Annotated in this window: 15 protein-coding genes and 1 tRNA gene; 12 read left to right on the forward strand and 4 right to left on the reverse strand. The window is 67.0% G+C overall.

All coding sequences use genetic code 11. From position 1 onward, the window contains the following. Positions 1-6 precede the first annotated feature (6 nt). The 4 genes from meaB (at position 7) to OJJ21_RS19750 (ending at position 4,621) form a co-directional block, all read left to right on the forward strand. Positions 7-993: a methylmalonyl Co-A mutase-associated GTPase MeaB gene (meaB, locus tag OJJ21_RS19735; RefSeq protein ID WP_297689072.1), complete on the forward strand. Its 987-nt coding sequence runs from the start codon at positions 7-9 to the stop codon at positions 991-993. Between the two features lie 2 nt (positions 994-995). After that, positions 996-2,159 carry a pyridoxal phosphate-dependent aminotransferase gene (locus tag OJJ21_RS19740; protein WP_297689073.1) on the forward strand — a complete coding sequence of 388 codons (1,164 nt, stop codon included), beginning with the start codon at positions 996-998 and terminating at the stop codon, positions 2,157-2,159. Positions 2,160-2,184: 25 nt separating this feature from the next. Beyond that, entirely contained in the window at positions 2,185-3,333 is a 1,149-nt protein-coding gene (locus tag OJJ21_RS19745) for an acyl-CoA dehydrogenase family protein (protein WP_297689074.1), read from the forward strand. Positions 3,334-3,436: 103 nt separating this feature from the next. Further along, positions 3,437-4,621, forward strand: a complete 1,185-nt coding sequence (locus OJJ21_RS19750; RefSeq protein WP_297689075.1) for an acetyl-CoA C-acyltransferase — start codon at positions 3,437-3,439, stop codon at positions 4,619-4,621. 18 nt (positions 4,622-4,639) lie between these two features. Here OJJ21_RS19750 and OJJ21_RS19755 read toward each other — a convergent pair whose 3' ends face one another. Both OJJ21_RS19755 and OJJ21_RS19760 read right to left on the reverse strand, forming a co-directional pair. Further along, positions 4,640-5,071, reverse strand: a complete 432-nt coding sequence (locus OJJ21_RS19755) for a DUF3293 domain-containing protein (RefSeq protein ID WP_297689076.1) — start codon at positions 5,069-5,071, stop codon at positions 4,640-4,642. Next, positions 5,068-5,769: a lipid-binding SYLF domain-containing protein gene (locus OJJ21_RS19760; RefSeq protein WP_297689078.1), complete on the reverse strand. Its 702-nt coding sequence runs from the start codon at positions 5,767-5,769 to the stop codon at positions 5,068-5,070. Before OJJ21_RS19760 ends, OJJ21_RS19755 begins: the two co-directional genes overlap by 4 nt. Positions 5,770-5,931: 162 nt before the next feature. On the opposite strand from OJJ21_RS19760, the gene OJJ21_RS19765 reads away from it, so the two are divergent. The 8 genes from OJJ21_RS19765 (at position 5,932) to OJJ21_RS19800 (ending at position 13,381) form a co-directional block, all read left to right on the forward strand. After that, on the forward strand, positions 5,932-6,204 hold the full coding sequence (locus OJJ21_RS19765; protein WP_297689080.1) for an exodeoxyribonuclease VII small subunit: 273 nt from the start codon (positions 5,932-5,934) through the stop codon (positions 6,202-6,204). Position 6,205: 1 nt separating this feature from the next. Next, positions 6,206-7,126, forward strand: a complete 921-nt coding sequence (locus OJJ21_RS19770) for a polyprenyl synthetase family protein (RefSeq protein ID WP_297689082.1) — start codon at positions 6,206-6,208, stop codon at positions 7,124-7,126. Between the two features lie 16 nt (positions 7,127-7,142). Then, positions 7,143-9,062, forward strand: a complete 1,920-nt coding sequence (dxs, locus tag OJJ21_RS19775; protein ID WP_297689084.1) for a 1-deoxy-D-xylulose-5-phosphate synthase — start codon at positions 7,143-7,145, stop codon at positions 9,060-9,062. Positions 9,063-9,076: 14 nt separating this feature from the next. Beyond that, a complete protein-coding gene (locus OJJ21_RS19780; protein ID WP_297689086.1) occupies positions 9,077-10,438 on the forward strand; it encodes an MATE family efflux transporter in 1,362 nt (453 codons plus the stop codon). After that, positions 10,435-11,184, forward strand: coding sequence for a TlyA family RNA methyltransferase (locus tag OJJ21_RS19785; RefSeq protein ID WP_297689088.1), 750 nt, complete (start codon positions 10,435-10,437; stop codon positions 11,182-11,184). Before OJJ21_RS19780 ends, OJJ21_RS19785 begins: the two co-directional genes overlap by 4 nt. Further along, the gene (locus tag OJJ21_RS19790; protein ID WP_297689091.1) at positions 11,177-12,460 is read left to right on the forward strand and encodes an RsmD family RNA methyltransferase; all 1,284 of its coding nucleotides are present in this window, start codon (positions 11,177-11,179) and stop codon (positions 12,458-12,460) included. Before OJJ21_RS19785 ends, OJJ21_RS19790 begins: the two co-directional genes overlap by 8 nt. A 74-nt stretch (positions 12,461-12,534) precedes the next feature. After that, positions 12,535-12,608, forward strand: a tRNA-Gln gene (locus OJJ21_RS19795). A 74-nt stretch (positions 12,609-12,682) separates the two neighbouring features. Next, positions 12,683-13,381 carry a hypothetical protein gene (locus OJJ21_RS19800; protein WP_297689094.1) on the forward strand — a complete coding sequence of 233 codons (699 nt, stop codon included), beginning with the start codon at positions 12,683-12,685 and terminating at the stop codon, positions 13,379-13,381. 6 nt (positions 13,382-13,387) lie between these two features. On the opposite strand, the gene OJJ21_RS19805 is transcribed toward OJJ21_RS19800, so the two are convergent. Together OJJ21_RS19805 and OJJ21_RS19810 are read right to left on the reverse strand one after the other, a co-directional pair. Further along, complete coding sequence (locus OJJ21_RS19805; protein ID WP_297689095.1) at positions 13,388-14,920, reverse strand: altronate dehydratase family protein; 1,533 nt, start codon at positions 14,918-14,920, stop codon at positions 13,388-13,390. A gap of 28 nt (positions 14,921-14,948) precedes the next feature. Beyond that, on the reverse strand, positions 14,949-16,121 hold the full coding sequence (locus tag OJJ21_RS19810; protein WP_297689097.1) for a fumarylacetoacetate hydrolase family protein: 1,173 nt from the start codon (positions 16,119-16,121) through the stop codon (positions 14,949-14,951). Positions 16,122-16,293: the final 172 nt, after the last annotated feature.

Raw genomic sequence — 16,293 nt, forward strand, 5'->3', positions numbered from 1 at the left:
GCAGCGATGCAAAAGCCCGCCGAATCAGCCGCGCCAGAAGACGCTCCCGGGGCGGTGCCCGAGGCCGTCCCGGACTGGCTGCCGGCCCTGCTGGCCGGCGACCGGGCCGCGCTCGCCCGGGCGATCACGGCGGTTGAAAACGAGACCGCCGATGCCCGTCTGGTATTGCAGGCGATCCGCGGCCGGCTCGGCCATGCCCTGGTGGTCGGCTTCACCGGCGCGCCGGGTGCCGGCAAGTCCACCCTGGTCTCGGCCTATGTCGGCGAGCTGCGCCAGCGCAGCCAGAGCGTCGGTGTCGTCGCCGTCGATCCGTCCTCGCCGCTCACCGGCGGCGCCATCCTGGGCGACCGCATCCGCATGAGCCAGCATGCCGCCGATCCCGGCGTCTTCATCCGCAGCCTGGCCAGCCGCGGCCATCTCGGCGGGCTCTCTCGCACGGCGGCGCGGGTGATCGATGTCTTCGATGCCTCGGGCCGCGACGTGGTGGTGGTGGAAACCGTCGGCACCGGCCAGTCGGAAGTCGAGATCGCCGAAATCGCCGATGTGCGCGTGGTGGTCAATGCGCCGGGCCTAGGCGACGACGTGCAGGCGATCAAGGCCGGCATCCTCGAAATCGCCGATGTGCTGGTGGTCAACAAATCCGACCTGCCCCTGGCCGAACGCTCCGCCCGCCAGCTTGCCGCCATGACCGCGCAGCGTGGTTCCGCTCCCGTGCCGGTGTTGCAGACCAGCGCCACGACCGGCAAGGGTATCGCCGAACTCGCCGACGCCATCGCCGCCATCGGCCGGCGCAAGCGGCCCGATCCGCGCGCCCGCACCCGCCGCCTGCTGCAGAATCTGGTGCTCGACCGCCTGCGCCGCGGCCTCACCGACCTGCCGGCCGGCGAACTCGATACGCTGGCCGATGCGGTGCTGACCGGCCGGCTCGATATCGAGGCCGCCTCCCATCAGATCATCGACCTCCTGCTTTCCCGCCTCCCCAAACAGACGTGATCATGCTCGACGCTCCCATCTGCCAGTCCATCCTCGACCTGCCCGGTTCCCGCATTCGCGTTGTCACCCGCGCTTCGGCCGATATCCCCGACATGATCAAGCTGTGGTTCGGCGAAGGCGACGAGCCGACGCCGGAGTTTGTGCGCAAGGGCGCCGCTGCCGCGCTGGACAAGGGCGAGACCTTCTACGCACCCAATCGCGGCATCGCCCCGCTGCTGCAGGCGATCAGCGATTACCTGAAGCGCGGCTACGGCACCGAGATCGGGCCGGACCGCATGGTGGTCACCGCCTCGGGCATGAACGCCATCATGATCACCATCCAGTGCCTGATCGAGCCCGGCGACAGCGCCGTGGTGGTGGGGCCGATCTGGCCCAACGGCCGTTCGGCGATCACGGCGATGGGCGGCGCGCCGCGCGACGTCTTCCTGAAAGCCCAGGACGACGGTCGCTGGAAGCTCGATCTTGATGAACTGTTCGATGCCTGCGACGAGACTACCAGGCTGATCATGATCAACAGCCCGGGCAATCCGACCGGTTGGGTGGCGAGCGAGGCCGAACTGCTGGCGATCCTAGATTTCTGCCGCGAACGCGGCATCTGGATTCTCTCGGACGAAGTCTACGGCCGCATCATCTACGGGCCTGCGAAACACGCGCCGAGCTATTACACGCTGGCGCAGCCGGAAGATCCCGTGGTGATCGTCAATTCGTTTTCCAAGAGCTGGTCGATGACCGGCTGGCGGCTCGGCTGGATCGTGGCGCCGCCGCGACTCTGCGCCGCCGTCGAGAAGATGACCGAGTTCAACATCTCGCATCCCACCACCTTCGTGCAGTGGGGCGGCGTGTCGGCGCTGAACGAGGGCGACAGCTATATCGAAGGCCTGGTCGAGCGTTACGGCCGTGCCGCCGACATGGTCTACCAGGCGCTGGCGCCGCTGCCGCGCGTGCGGCTGGCCAAGCCGGAAGGCGCCTTCTATGCCTTCTTCGCGCTCGACGGCATGACCGACAGCCTGCAGACCTGCATCGACCTGGCGCGCAACGCCCAGGTCGGCCTGGCGCCGGGCATCGCTTTCGGCCCGGCCGGCGAGGGCCGTATCCGGCTCTGCTACGCGGCCTCGCTGCCCAAGCTGTCGCAGGCGCTCGAACGCCTGGTGCCGCAGCTCAAATAAAAAAAGATCACCATGGAGGAAACCTTTGCGCACGATTTACGAAAGCGACGAACACGCAGCATTGCGTGAGCAGATCGCCCGCTTTGTCGACCAGGAGGTGCGCCCGCATGGCGCCGCCTGGGAAGAGCAGGGCATGGTGCCGCGCCAGACGTTGCGCAAGATGGGCGCGCTCGGCTTCTTCGGCATCCGCTACCCGGAAGCCTATGGCGGCAGCGAGCAGGCGCCGGTTGCCGCCGCCATCCTGGCTGAGGAATGCGGGTTGTCCGGCTTCGGCGGCTTCTCCGCCACCGTGCTGGTGCATACCGACATGGCCTCGCCGCATCTGGCCCATGCCGGCAGCAAGGCACAGCTGGATCGCTGGTTCGCCAAAGTCATCGCCGGCGAGCTGATCACCGCCGTGGCAGTCACCGAACCCGATGCGGGATCGGATGTCGCCGCGATCCGCACCCGGGCCAGGCGCGACGGCGATCATTACCTGCTGACCGGCAGCAAGATGTTCATCACCAACGGCGTACATGCCGATCTGTATTTCGTGGCGGCCAAGACCGACCCCGAGGCGAAAGGCTCGCGCGCCATCTCGATCTTCGCCGTCGAGAAAGGCACGCCGGGCTTCAGCGTCGGGCGTTCTTTACGCAAGCATGGCTGGCTCTGCTCCGATACCGCCGAGCTGGTGTTCGACAATTGCCGCGTGCCGGTTGAAAACCGGTTGGGCGATGAGAACCGCGGCTTCTATGCCATCATGCGCAATTTCCAGAACGAGCGCCTGGTGCTCGGCGCCATGGCCGTCGGCGAATGCCGCCGCGCGCTGGAGATCACCCGGCAGTATGTGACGACGCGCAAGGCCTTCGGCGGTGTGCTGGCCGACAAGCAGGCGATCCGCCAGCGCCTCGCCATGCTGGAGGCGCGCGTGGAAGCCGCGCGCCAGCTGGTCTATCACGCCGCCTGGCTGGTGGGCGAAGGGCGCGATGCCGTGCGCGAGGTCTCGATGGTCAAGGCTTTGTGCGGCGAGCTGGTCAATGCCGTGACCTACGACTGCCTGCAGTTCCACGGCGGTGCCGGCTACCTGCGCGACTCTGAGATCGAGCGCATGGCGCGCGATGCCCGCATCCATCCCATCGGCGGCGGCGCCACCGAGGTGATGCTGGAGGAAATCGCCAAACGCTGGCCGGCCTGACGCACGCGGAAAGGCTTGCCGTAACGGCAGGTTTGCACCGCAAGAAATTTGGGTCTAGCGTTCGGCCCCAATAAATATTTCTGGCCATTCTTGGGAGGATAAAATGCGCGAAGCCGTCATCGTTTCCACTGCCCGCACGCCGATCGGCAAGGCCTATCGCGGTGCCTTTAACAACACCGATGCCGCCTCGCTGGGCGCCCATGCGATCCGCGAAGCGGTCAAGCGCGCCGGCATCGAGCCGGGCGAAGTGGATGATGTGGTGATGGGCGCCGCGCTGCAGCAGGGTGCGACCGGTGGCAATATCGCACGCAACGCCGCCATCGCCGCCGGCCTGCCGGTCACGGTCGCCGGCATGAGCGTCGACCGCCAGTGCGCCTCGGGTCTGATGGCGATCGCCACCGCGGCCAAGCAGGTGATCCACGACAACGTGCCGGTCGCGGTCGGCGGCGGGCTGGAGTCGATCTCGCTGGTGCAGAACGAGCATATGAATACCTTCCGCGCCCGCGACGAATGGCTGATGAAGAACAAGCCCGACATCTACATGGCAATGATCGACACCGCCGAGGTGGTGGCCAAGCGCTACGGTATCAGCCGCGAGGTGCAGGACGCCTACGCGCTGGAAAGCCAGAAGCGCACCGCCGCCGCGCAGGCGGCCGGCAAGTTCGATGCCGAAATCGTGCCCATGCCGACCAAGATGGCGGTGGTCGACAAGGAGACCAAGGAAGTCTCCTACAAGGATGTCGCGCTGGCCAAGGACGAAGGTAACCGCGCCGATACCAAGCTGGAGGGCCTGGCGGCGCTGCAGCCGGTGCGCGGCCCGGGCAAGGTCATCACGGCGGGCAATGCCAGCCAGCTGTCGGATGGCGCTTCGGCCTGCGTGGTGATGGAAGCCAAGCTGGCCGAGAAGAAGGGCTTGGCCCCGCTCGGCATCTATCGCGGCATGGCGGTGGCCGGTTGCGAGCCGGATGAAATGGGCATCGGCCCGATCTACGCGATCCCCAAGCTGTTGCAGCGCTTCGGCCTCAAGATGGACGATATCGGCCTGTGGGAGCTGAACGAGGCCTTTGCCGTGCAGGTGCTGTACTGCCGCGACAAGCTCGGCATCCCGAACGAACTGCTCAATGTGAATGGCGGTGCGATCTCGATCGGGCATCCCTATGGCATGTCGGGCGCGCGCATGACCGGCCATGCCCTGATCGAGGGCAAGCGGCGCGGTGCCAAATATGTGGTGGTGACCATGTGCATCGGCGGCGGCCAGGGCGGCGCCGGGCTGTTTGAGGTGGCTTAAAGCGGCGAGGCCGCCTGGTCAGGTGACGGCGAGGCGGGTCAGGAGTAACTCCGCGACACCGCCACGCGGGTAAAACACGATAGCGAACTGGCCATGGCGTTCTGCGAGCGGCATGGCCTTTTCCGTTTCCAGGTCCAGCACGGCGAAGCCCGGCTCCGGCCGCCAGTTACGGCGATCGGGCACGCCGAGTTGCGGCAGTGCGACATAGCCGCGCGCCGCCAGATCGCGCCGCAGCCCCTGATGCGCCGCCATGTTGCGGCTGACCGGCCAGCGTTTGCTGCGCGGGTTCCAGGCATTCAGGCAGGTCAGCGATTGCGCCTTGCAGTGGCGCAGAAACGCGTCGGCCTGCGGACTGGGTTCGTCCAGCCGCAGGCCGATCAGGCTTCGGTCGGGCAGGGTCACCGCATAGGTGGTGGCGCGGTAGCCCCGCAGGGTGGCGGGAGAGATCACGGCATCTCGGCAGCGGTCAGGGCCTGGCGCAGCGCCTGCGTGCCCGGATTGCTCACCACGTTGTCGTAGAGGATGTTTCGCGGATGCGCTTCCTTGCCGTAATAGGCGGTGTTGCGGCTGTGCCGCGCGGAGATCACCGCGCCTTCCACCGAAATGCCGGCCGCCAGGCCCTTGGTCTTGGCATAGGAAAAGATATCGGCGCCGAGATTGCTGGTGGTGGCGGCTTCCACGCCCATGCCGACCGGACCGGCGGCCACGGTGGCATCGGCGCCGAGCTTGAACTCGTTGCGCAGGATGGCGTTCACTGCATTGTCGTTCATCAGCACCAGCATCACCTGCGAGGCTTCGCCGCCGATCTGCAGGCCGATGGAGCCGGCCCCCATGGTATAGATCGCCGGTTCGCTCCAGCCAGTGCCGGTCTTGGCCAGCAGCACGCCGCTGCCGCCTTCGCCGCCGATGATGAAGCTGGCTTTCAGCAGTTGCGGCACCACGAAGACGCCTTTGGCCTGGGCGAGCTTGCGGCGCAGGTCGCTCATCTGGCCGTCATGGGCGAAGTTGTCGACCGTGATGCGCGCCGAATCGATCAGGCTCTGGTCGTCGGAGGCGGCCTCGGCCGGCAGCGGACGGAGGATGAGGAAGCCCGCGCCCGCAAGGGCGGAGGCGAGGAGGGTGCGGCGATTTGCGATGAGGCTGGACATGGCGGATTCTCCCTTGGCGGGTTGGCAAATTATACAGCGCATTGTATGGCTTCGGCCACGCCGGATACGGCCTCTCTGCTTTGGGCGAATCGGCCGGTGGCACGGGTTGTTGGGGCGTAAGCTAGACCGTAAACTGTGGCGGCTTTGTGGAACGGAGGCGGCATGTCCAAGGCTGACAAGGAAGCCCATCAGGAGACCATCCCGCCGGATATCGCGGCGATGAGCTTCGAGGCGGCGCTGAAGGCGCTGGACGAGATCGTGACCAGACTGGAAGGCGGCCGCGTCGATCTGGAAGATTCGATCGCGCTCTATGGCCGCGGTGCCCTGCTCAAACGCCATTGCGAGGCCAAGCTGAAGGCCGCCGAGGAAAAGATCGAGAAGATCGTGGTCGGCGCCGATGGCCAGGCCGCCACCCAGCCCTTCAAGGCCGACTGACATGAACGAGCAGCCGTCGCCCGCGCTCGCGGCGGCGATGCAGGAGGTGGGGGCGGCCGTCGAGGCCGCGCTCGACCGCCTGCTGCCGGCTGTGGAGGGCGCGACCGAAAAGCTGGACCGTGCGATGCGCTATGCCAGCCTCGGCGGCGGCAAGCGGCTGCGCGCGCTGCTGGCGGTGGCCTCGGCCGATCTGTTCGGCGTACCGCGCGAGCGCAGCCTGCGGGTCGCCGCCGCCATCGAGATGCTGCATGGCTATTCGCTGGTGCATGACGACCTGCCCTGCATGGATGACGACGACCTGCGCCGCGGCAAGCCGACCGTGCACCGGGCCTTCGACGAGGCGAGCGCCGTGCTGGCCGGCGACGGGCTGCAGGCCCAGGCCTTCCTGGTACTCGCCGATCCGGCCACCCATGCCGATGCGGGCGTGCAGGCGGCGCTGGTGGCCGGGCTGGCGCTGGCGGCCGGACCGCGCGGCATGGTCGGCGGCCAGGCCATCGATCTGGCGGCGGTGGCCCGCTGCGAGGCCGGGCTGCCGCTCGGGTATGAGGAGATCGCCGATCTGCAGGCGCGCAAGACCGGTGCGCTGATCTGCTTTTCCGCCGAGGCCGGCGCCATCCTGGGTCAGGCGAAGCCGGCGGAACGCGCGGTTTTGCGCGATTATGCCGCCGAACTGGGACTGGCTTTCCAGATCGCCGATGACCTGCTGGACCATGAGGGGTCGGCCGCCGAGGTCGGCAAGGCGGTGGGCAAGGATGCCGCCGCCGGCAAGGCCACGTTCGTGGGCCTGCTGGGGCTGGAGCCGGCCCGGGCCAAGGCGCGCGCGTTAACCAATTCCGCGAAAAACCGGCTGGCGTCGCAATTTGGCCCCCGTTCCATGGTTTTACAGGAGCTGGCCGAGTTTGTTATAACCCGCCGCTCGTGACACCATCGGCTCAGCCATGATCAGCAATCGCACGCCCCTGCTGGATACGGTGCGCAAACCGGCGGACATCCGCCAGTTCGACCTGGACCAGCTCAAGCAGCTCGCCGACGAAGTGCGTCGCGAGATGATCGATGCTGTCTCGGTCACCGGCGGCCATCTCGGTGCCGGGCTCGGCGTGGTCGAACTGACCGTGGCGCTGCATCACGTCTTCGCCACGCCCGACGATAAGCTGATCTGGGATGTCGGCCACCAGGCCTATCCGCACAAGATTCTCACCGGCCGGCGCGACCGCATCCGCACGCTGCGCCAGCCCGGCGGCCTGTCGGGATTCACCCGGCGCAGCGAAAGCGAATACGATCCCTTCGGTGCCGCGCACTCCTCCACGTCGATCTCTGCCGGCCTCGGTATGGCAGTGGCGCGCGATTTCAAGGGCGAGACCAACAATGTCATCGCGGTGATCGGCGACGGCGCGATGTCGGCCGGCATGGCCTATGAGGCGATGAACAATGCCGGCTCGATGGATACCCGGCTGATCGTCATCCTCAACGACAACGACATGTCGATCGCGCCGCCGGTCGGCGCCATGAGCGCTTATCTGTCGCGCCTGCTGTCCTCGCGCTCCTATCTCGGCCTGCGCCAGCTCGCCAAGCAGATCGGCGAGAAGATTCTGCCGAAAGGCCTCGCCAACATGGCCGAGAAGGCCGAGGAATATGCGCGCGGCATGGTGGCCGGCGGCACCATGTTCGAGGAACTGGGCTTCTATTATGTCGGTCCGGTCGATGGTCATAACCTCGACCATCTGGTGCCGGTGCTGAAGAATATCCGCGACACCGACAAGACCGGCCCGGTGCTGATTCATGTCGTGACGCAGAAGGGCAAGGGCTACGGCCCGGCCGAGGCCGCCGACGACAAATATCACGGCGTGTCGAAATTCGATGTCGTCACCGGCACCCAGGCCAAGCCCAAGGCCGGTCCGCCGAGCTATACCAAGGTCTTCGCCGAAAGCCTGATCGCGGAAGCGGAGCGCGACGACAAGATCGTGGCGGTGACGGCGGCGATGCCTTCGGGCACCGGGCTCGATCTGTTTGCGAAGAAATTCCCCAGGCGCTGCTTCGATGTCGGCATCGCCGAACAGCATGCGGTGACCTTCGCCGCCGGCCTGGCCTGCGAAGGCTTCAAGCCGTTCGCCGCGATCTATTCCACTTTCCTGCAGCGTGCCTACGACCAGGTGGTGCACGATGTGGCGATCCAGAGGCTGCCGGTGCGCTTTGCCATCGACCGTGCCGGCCTGGTCGGCGCCGATGGCGCCACGCATGCCGGCAGTTTCGATATCGCCTATCTCGGCTGCCTGCCCGACATGGTGCTGATGGCCGCGGCCGACGAGGCCGAGCTGATGCATATGGTCGCCACCGCCGCCGCCATCGACGACCGGCCGTCCGCGTTCAGATACCCGCGCGGCGAGGGCACCGGACTGATCATGCCCGAGCGCGGCCTGGTGCTGCCGCTCGGCAAGGGCCGCGTCATCCGCGAAGGCAGCAAGATTGCCATTCTTTCTTTCGGTGCCCATCTGGCCGAGGCGCTGAAGGCGGCTGACGAACTGGGCGCCCGCGGGCTTTCCACCACGGTGGCGGATGCGCGCTTCTGCAAGCCGCTGGATACCGATCTGGTGCGTCAGCTGGCGCGCAACCACGAAGTGCTGATCACGCTGGAAGAGGGTTCGGTCGGTGGTTTCGGCAGCCATGTGCTGCAGTTCCTCAGTCTTGACGGATTGCTCGATCACGGTCTGAAGATCCGCCCGCTGGTGCTGCCCGACCGTTTCATCGATCACGACAACCCGGTGAAGCAGTATGACGAGGCCGGACTGAACGCGCCGCAGATCGTCGCCATGGCACTTTCGGCGCTCGGTCACCCGAGCGAATCCACCGCCCGCGCCTAACAGGACAGCACAGCATGATCCTCCAGGAAGCGCGGGCGACGCTCACGCTGGCGCTGCCCATTGTCGGCACGCAGCTGGCGCAGATGGCGATCCACACCACCGATGTCTGGCTGCTGTCGCATTACAGCGCCGAGGCGCTGGGCGCGGCGGCATTGGGCGTGGCGATCTTCAGCTTCCTGTGGATGGCCGGGCTGGGGCTGGCCACCGCCACGCCGGCGCTGGCCGCACAGGCGCGCGGTCATGACCCCGACGATCTCGACGGCGTTCGCCACGCCGTGCATGACGGCCTGATCTCCACCGGTCTTTACGGCCTGGCCTGCACGCTGCTGCTCATCTTCATAGAACCCTTTCTGGTGCTGATCGGCCAGCCGCCCGAACTGATCGCATTGGCCGTGCCGTTCATGCAGGCGGTCAGCGGTATGTTCATCACCGCATTATGGTTCATGGTGCTGCGCGGCTTTGTTGCCGCGCTGGAGCGGCCGCGCGCCGCGCTGGTGCTGACCGTGCTGGCAGTGCTGCTCAATGCCGCGGTGAATACCGTGCTGATTTTCGGCTTCTGGATCGTGCCGACGCTCGGCGTGGTCGGCGCCGGTATCGGTTCCAGCCTGGTCAATCTGCTCATCCTGCTGGTGTTCGGCTGGTATATCGCGCGCGATCCGCAATTCGCCGCCTATCGGATATCGCGCGGCTGGTGGCGCAGCACATGGCCACGCATGACCGCCTTCCTGCGCGTCGGTGCGCCGATCGCGCTGGCGCTGGGCGCCGAGATCGGACTCTTTTCTGCCGCCGCCCTGCTGATGGGGCGGCTCGGCGCGGCCGAAGTGGCGGGGCATCAGGTGGCGCTGCAATGGGCGGCGCTCGCCTTCATGGTGCCGATGGGCCTGAGTCAGGCCGCCACGGTGCGGGTCGGGCTGGCGGCCGGGGCACGCGATTTCGCCGGCGCGGCGCGCGCCGGCTGGATCGCCATCGCCATGGGCATGTCCTTCATGCTCTGCACGGCGCTGATCTTCCATTTTTCCGGCGGGTTGCTGGTGCGGGTCTTCGTCGCGGATGCCGGCAGCACGGTGTTCGTGCTGGCGGTCACCTATCTCGGGATTGCCGCGCTGTTCCAGCTGGTCGACGGCGCCCAGGGCGTGGCCAACGGCGCGCTGCGCGGCTTGAAGGATACCGCCGTGCCGATGGTGATCACGCTGGTCGGCTACTGGCTGGTCGGTTTTCCGGTGGCGATCTGGTTCGGCTTCTACACGTCGCTGCGCGGTATCGGCGTGTGGGCCGGCCTGGTGGTCGGGCTGGCGGTGGTGGCGGTGCTGCTGCTCTGGCGTTTTTACGCCATGACCCATAGGCTGCAGCGACTGGACAGGATGCCGGCCGCATGAAAGCCCCGAAGTTGCGCCTCGATCAGATCCTGGTGGAGCGCGGCCTGGCGGAAAGCCGGGCCAAGGCGCAGGCCGCGATCATGGCCGGTCTGGTTTTCTCGGGCGAAAAGCGGCTCGACAAGCCGGGCCTCAGCCTCGCCGCCGATACGCCGCTGGAACTGCGCGGCAAGCCGCATCCCTGGGTCAGCCGCGGCGGCGTCAAGCTGGCGCATGCGCTCCAGCATTTCGGCCTGTCGCCGCAGGACCGCATCGCCATCGATGTCGGCGCCTCCACCGGTGGTTTCACCGACGTGCTCCTGCAGCATGGCGCAGCGAAGGTCTATGCCGTCGATGTCGGCGAGGGCCAGCTCGACTGGCGCCTGCGCACCGATCCGCGTGTCGTCGTGCTGGAAAAGACCAATGCGCGGCATCTCGATGCTACCCTGATCCCCGATGCTATCACCTGCGTGGTCTGCGATGCCAGTTTCATCGGCCTGCAGACCGTGTTGCCGGCGGCACTTGGCCTGGCGCAGCCGGGCAGCTGGGCGGTGGCGCTGATCAAGCCGCAATTCGAGGTCGGTCGTGGCCGCGTCGGCAAGGGCGGCGTGGTGCGCGATCCGGCCCTGCATGACGAAGTCTGCGCCACCATCGGCGACTGGTGGTCCGGCCTGCCGGGCTGGCGTGTGCTGGGCATCGAACCGAGCCCGATCCTGGGTCCTGAAGGCAACCGCGAGTTTCTGATCGCGGCGGAGAAATACGATGCGTGATGTCGAGGGCGTGATCGAGCGGATGGGCGGGCAGGGCCATGGCGTGCTGTCGAAAGACGGCGAGCGTTTCTACGTGCCCTTCACCGTGCCGGGCGACCGTATCGCCGCCAAGGTGGGCGAGCCGCGCGGCGACGGCTTCGCCGCCCAGCTCAGCGTGCTGGAAGCACCCGGGCCGGAGCGCGTCGACGCCCCCTGTGGCCATTTCCAGACCTGCGGCGGCTGCAGCCTGCAGCACTGGGCCGAGACGCCCTATCGCGCCTGGAAACGCGACAAGCTGAGCGCTGCGCTCACCCGCCGCGAGCTCGCCGATGTGCCGGTGGGCGACCTGGTCGCCGTGCCCGACCGCACGCGCCGTCGCGCCGAATTCATCACCCGCCGCGTGAAGGACAAGGTGCTGCTCGGCTTCCATGAGGCGCAGAGCCGCAAGGTGGTCGATCTCACCGAATGCCTGGTGCTGCGGCCCGAACTGCTCGCGTTGCTGCCGCAGTTGCGCAGCATGATGTTTCCCGTGCTGGGCGATGGCTGGGCGGTCGACCTGAAGGTGACCTGGACCGAGACCGGCGCCGATGTGCTGATCACCGGCAAGCTGAAGATGCGGGTGCAGGAGCGGATCGAGCTGAGCAAGGCGGCCAAGGCGACCGGCCTGGCGCGGCTCAGCCTGCGTTTCGACGAACGCGGCGATCCCGAACTGCTGTACCAGGGCGAGGCGGCGCCGCGCGTGCGCTTCGGCAATGTGCCGGTCACGCTGGCGCCCGGCGGCTTCCTGCAGGCCACGGCCGAGGCCGAGCAGGCGATGGCCGATCTGGCGCTGGACGCGTTGCAGGATGCCAAGCGGGTCGCCGATCTCTTCTCGGGCTGCGGCGCCTTCGCGCTGCGGCTGGCGGCTGTGGGCAAGACCGTCTGGGCGGTGGATGCCGACCGGCCGGCGATTGCCATGCTGGGGGCCGCCGCCAAGACCGCGGGCCTCAGCCGCCTGACCGCGACGGCGCGCGATCTCGAACGCCAGCCGCTCAGCCGGGCCGAGCTGAAAAAGCTGGATGCCATCCTGCTCGATCCACCGCGTGCCGGCGCCAAGGCCCAGGTGCAGCAGATCGCCGAAGCCGCCAAGCTGGGCGAGGCGCCGGGGCTGATCGTCATGCTGTCCTGCGACCCTTCCAGCTTCTCGCGCGATGCCCGGGGACTGGTCGATGCCGGCTACCGGCTGGAAAAGGCCGTGCCGATCGACCAGTTCCGCTGGTCGCCGCATCTGGAAATCTTCAGCATTTTCAGGCGTTAGGGCGGTACCCTCACAGCCCGGGAGAAGGGTTGCAAAGGCTTACGGGACCGGCTATATCCCGGCCCGATCCCTGCTGGGGGATCGTCTAACGGTAGGACCCCAGACTCTGACTCTGGTTGTCTAGGTTCGAATCCTAGTCCCCCAGCCATTTCCCGCTGCTTCCGACCTCTTGTAACGGCCCTTGGGCCGCCCCAGATGCTTGTGAGCATTATGGGGTAAAACATGAACAAATTCACGCAAGGGCTTTTCCGGCAGCCGGTCTATGCGCCGCTGGCTTTCGACTACGACCGGGCGGCGGTCGAGGCTGAACTGCTGGCGCTGGTGCCGCTGTTCCGGCCGATCCTGGTCAACGAACGGCATCTGCTGCCGGAAAACCGGCGGCGCTGGTTCATGGTGGCCGATGACGAGCAGCTCGATCACATGGACCGCCACCGCAACGGCCAGGCCATCATCGGCCGCTACCGTTCGCTGGAAGGGCTTGGCCTGCGGCGCGGGCCGACCGGCACCACGATGGACGACAGCGTGACGACCCGGAAGGCCGACGACTGCGCCGGCTGGGACTGGGATGCGCGCTACGACATCCCGCTGACGCGCACCACCATCGAACGGCTGCCGTTCGCCAGGCTGCGCGGCGTGCGCCTGCTGAGCCTGCCGCCCGGCGGTTTCCTGCCGGCCCATGTCGATGCCGCCGACGACAGCTACTGGGAGAACGGCCATGCCACGCTGTCGCTGCTGGTGGCCAGCGGCGGCCAGCCGATGCTGATGCTCATGGCAGACGGCGGGCTGCAGGCGGTATCGGATGCCGCCTTCCTGTTCAGGGATTCAGTGCCGCATGGCGTGGCGCCGGTGCCGCGCCGCCGTCTGCTGCTGCGGATCAGCGGCATCTGCGACCAGGCGGCGCTGGCGCAGCTGCTCGCCTGAGGCCGCTCACATCGTGGCGCCGATCTGCCAGGGCACGAATTCGGCATCGCCGAAGCCGAGTTCTTCGCTTTTCGACGGTGTGCCCGAAGCCACGGTCAGGATATTGTCGAAAATCTTCTCGCCCATCTGCGCCACGCTGATGCCTTCATCCAGGATGGCGCCGCAGTTGATGTCCATATCCTCTTCCATGCGGCGATACATGGCCGAGTTGGTGGCCAGCTTGATCGAGGGCACCGGCTTGGCGCCGAACACCGAGCCGCGCCCGGTGGTGAAGCAGATGATGTTGCCGCCGCCGGCGATCTGCCCGGTGGCCGAGCAGGGGTCGTAGCCGGGCGTGTCCATGAACACGAAACCCTTGGTATCCACCGGCTCGGCATATTTGAACACGCCGCGCAGGTTGGTGGTGCCGCCCTTGGCCGCCGCACCCAGCGACTTTTCCAGGATGGTGGTGAGGCCGCCCTTCTTGTTGCCGGGCGAGGGGTTGTTGTCCATCGAGCCGCCGTTGCGCTCGCAATACTCTTCCCACCAGCGGATACGCTCGATCAGCTTCTCGCCGATGGCGCGGCTTTCGGCACGCCGGGTCAGCAGATGCTCGGCGCCGTAGATTTCCGGCGTCTCGCTCAGGATCGCCGTGCCGCCGTGGCGCACCAGCAGATCGGCGGCGGCGCCGAGCGCCGGATTGGCGGTGATGCCGGAATAGCCGTCCGAACCGCCGCATTGCAGGCAGAGCGTGAGATGCGAGGCCGGCACGGTGGTGCGCTGCAGCGCATTGGCCGCCGGCAGCATCTCCTTCAGCATGGCGATACCGCGCTCGACCGTCTTGCGCGTACCGCCGCTGTCCTGGATGGTCATGCTCTGCAGGCGCGGGCTGTGTTTCAGGCCCTGCGCTTCCATCATGAAATCGATCTGCGCCACTTCGCAGCCCAGCCCCAGCATCATCACGCCGGCAAAGTTGACGTGCTGAGCATAGCCCCACAGCGTGCGCTGCAGGTTGCCGAAACCCTCGCCCTTGTCGGCCATGCCGCAGCCGGTGCCATGCACGATGGCCACCACGCCGTCGATATTGGGATAGTCACGCAGGGCGTCGCCCTTGAAATGATCGGCGATATAGCGTGCCACGGTGGCCGAGCAGTTCACGCTGGTGACGACGCCGAGATAGTTACGCGTGCCGGCCCGGCCGTTCTCGCGCATGAAGCCCTGGAAGCTGGCGCGTTCGGCCTCGGGGATATAGGCGGTCGGCCGCATGTCGGCGCCGAAGGCATAGTCGCGGCTGAAATCGCCCATCGCCAGATTGTGACTGTGCACATGCTCGCCGGGTTCGATGGGCACCGAGGCAAAGCCGATGATCTGGTTGTATTTGCGCACCGCCTCGCCCTGGCCGATCGGCGCGGTGGCCACCTTGTGGCCGGCGGGGATGGTGCCGCGACAGGTGACGTTGCCGCCGCCTTCCACGCGCATGCCGGGCTGCAGTTCGCTGCGCGCCACCACCACATTGTCGTGCTCGTTGAGGCGGATCACCGCCGAAACCTGGTCGAGCATGGGTTCCTCCCTCGAGATTGTCGTCAATCTAGCGCAGCAGCCCGCGCTGGGCGAGATTGCGCATCAGCGCGCCGGTGCCGAACTGCCAGGGCGGCAGCCGATCGCAGAAATCGACCTTGTTCACCAGCCCGCCCAGCCGGGGCGAGCGGATGGTGACGATATCGCCCGGCTTGTGGGTGAAGCCCATGCCCGGCGCGCCGCGATCCTGGATCGGCGCGAACATCGTGCCGGTGAACAGCATGGCGCCGTCGGGATACTGGTGCGAACTGCCAAACGTCTGGGCGGCCAGATCGAGCGGGTCGCGGCTGATCCGCGACATCTGCGAGCTGGCTTCGAGGCGGAAATTATCCTGACCGGCGATCACCAGGCTGACCTCGGCCTTGCGCAGGTCGTCCAGCGTGAAATGCGCGTCGAACAGCCGGATGAAAGGCCCGATGGCGCTGGAGGCGTTGTTGTCCTTGGCGCGGCCGAGCAGCAGGGCGCTGCGGCCTTCCACGTCGCGCAGATTGACGTCGTTGCCGAGCGCGGCGCCGACGATCTGCCCGCGGCTGTCGAGTGCCAGAACCACTTCGGGCTCCGGATTGTTCCAGGTCGAGTCCGGATGGATGCCGACGCTCGCACCGGTGCCGACCGAGGCCATCGGCTGGCATTTGGTGAAGACTTCGGCATCCGGGCCGATGCCAACTTCCAGATACTGCGACCAGGCGCCGCGCTTCATCAGCGTCTCGCGCAGCCGCAGGGCTTCCGGCGAGCCGGGCCTGATGCGGGAAATCTCGCCGCCCAGTGCCGTGGCGATCTCGGCGCGCACCGCTTCGGCGCGGCTGGCATCGCCGCGGATCTGCTCCTCGATCACGCGTTCGATCAGGCTGTCGGCGAAGGTGACGCCAGCGGCCTTCACGGCCTGCAGGTCGCAGGGCGCCAGAAGATAAGGCGCTTTCATCGTTGGCGTGTTCGCCAGCACATCCATCACCCTGCCGATGGCGGGAGCAGTCTTGACGGCAGACTGTACGGCAGCGGCAGCATCCGTCCTGTCGAGCAAGTCGCTCATGGTGGCGGCCAGAGTGCTGATATCCACCAGATTCTCGCCGTGCAGGGCGACAATGGTGGGCCCGCCAGGTTGACCGACGAGCCAGACACGCCCCACCAGGGTGGCGCGATCATGGTCTTCGGGCAGGCAGGCGGCGAGCAGGGTGTCGAGCATGGTGCGGAATCCGGGCTGAAGCGGGTATCGATTCGCCGGTCATCTAAACATTGTCGTTGCGGCGAGGCGAGCCGCTTGCGGCATGTGGCACTGCACAAGATGCTGTTTTATGGTGTTTTATTGGCCCGAGGACCGGAATGCGGGATAGTCGCTTGGGGTATTCGGAGGCAGC

Source organism: Ferrovibrio sp. (assembly GCF_025869515.1).
GTDB lineage: Bacteria > Pseudomonadota > Alphaproteobacteria > Ferrovibrionales > Ferrovibrionaceae > Ferrovibrio.

Bases quoted from the DNA above. Each gene is read 5' to 3' on its own strand.
- meaB (WP_297689072.1), top strand. From the start codon at position 7: ATGCAAAAGCCCGCCGAATCAGCCGCGCCAGAAGACGCTCCCGGGGCG.
- OJJ21_RS19740 (WP_297689073.1), top strand. From the start codon at position 996: ATGCTCGACGCTCCCATCTGCCAGTCCATCCTCGACCTGCCCGGTTCC.
- OJJ21_RS19750 (WP_297689075.1), top strand. From the start codon at position 3,437: ATGCGCGAAGCCGTCATCGTTTCCACTGCCCGCACGCCGATCGGCAAG.
- OJJ21_RS19760 (WP_297689078.1), bottom strand. From the start codon at position 5,769: ATGTCCAGCCTCATCGCAAATCGCCGCACCCTCCTCGCCTCCGCCCTT.
- OJJ21_RS19765 (WP_297689080.1), top strand. From the start codon at position 5,932: ATGTCCAAGGCTGACAAGGAAGCCCATCAGGAGACCATCCCGCCGGAT.
- OJJ21_RS19770 (WP_297689082.1), top strand. From the start codon at position 6,206: ATGAACGAGCAGCCGTCGCCCGCGCTCGCGGCGGCGATGCAGGAGGTG.
- dxs (WP_297689084.1), top strand. From the start codon at position 7,143: ATGATCAGCAATCGCACGCCCCTGCTGGATACGGTGCGCAAACCGGCG.
- OJJ21_RS19780 (WP_297689086.1), top strand. From the start codon at position 9,077: ATGATCCTCCAGGAAGCGCGGGCGACGCTCACGCTGGCGCTGCCCATT.
- OJJ21_RS19785 (WP_297689088.1), top strand. From the start codon at position 10,435: ATGAAAGCCCCGAAGTTGCGCCTCGATCAGATCCTGGTGGAGCGCGGC.
- OJJ21_RS19790 (WP_297689091.1), top strand. From the start codon at position 11,177: ATGCGTGATGTCGAGGGCGTGATCGAGCGGATGGGCGGGCAGGGCCAT.
- OJJ21_RS19800 (WP_297689094.1), top strand. From the start codon at position 12,683: ATGAACAAATTCACGCAAGGGCTTTTCCGGCAGCCGGTCTATGCGCCG.
- OJJ21_RS19805 (WP_297689095.1), bottom strand. From the start codon at position 14,920: ATGCTCGACCAGGTTTCGGCGGTGATCCGCCTCAACGAGCACGACAAT.
- OJJ21_RS19810 (WP_297689097.1), bottom strand. From the start codon at position 16,121: ATGCTCGACACCCTGCTCGCCGCCTGCCTGCCCGAAGACCATGATCGC.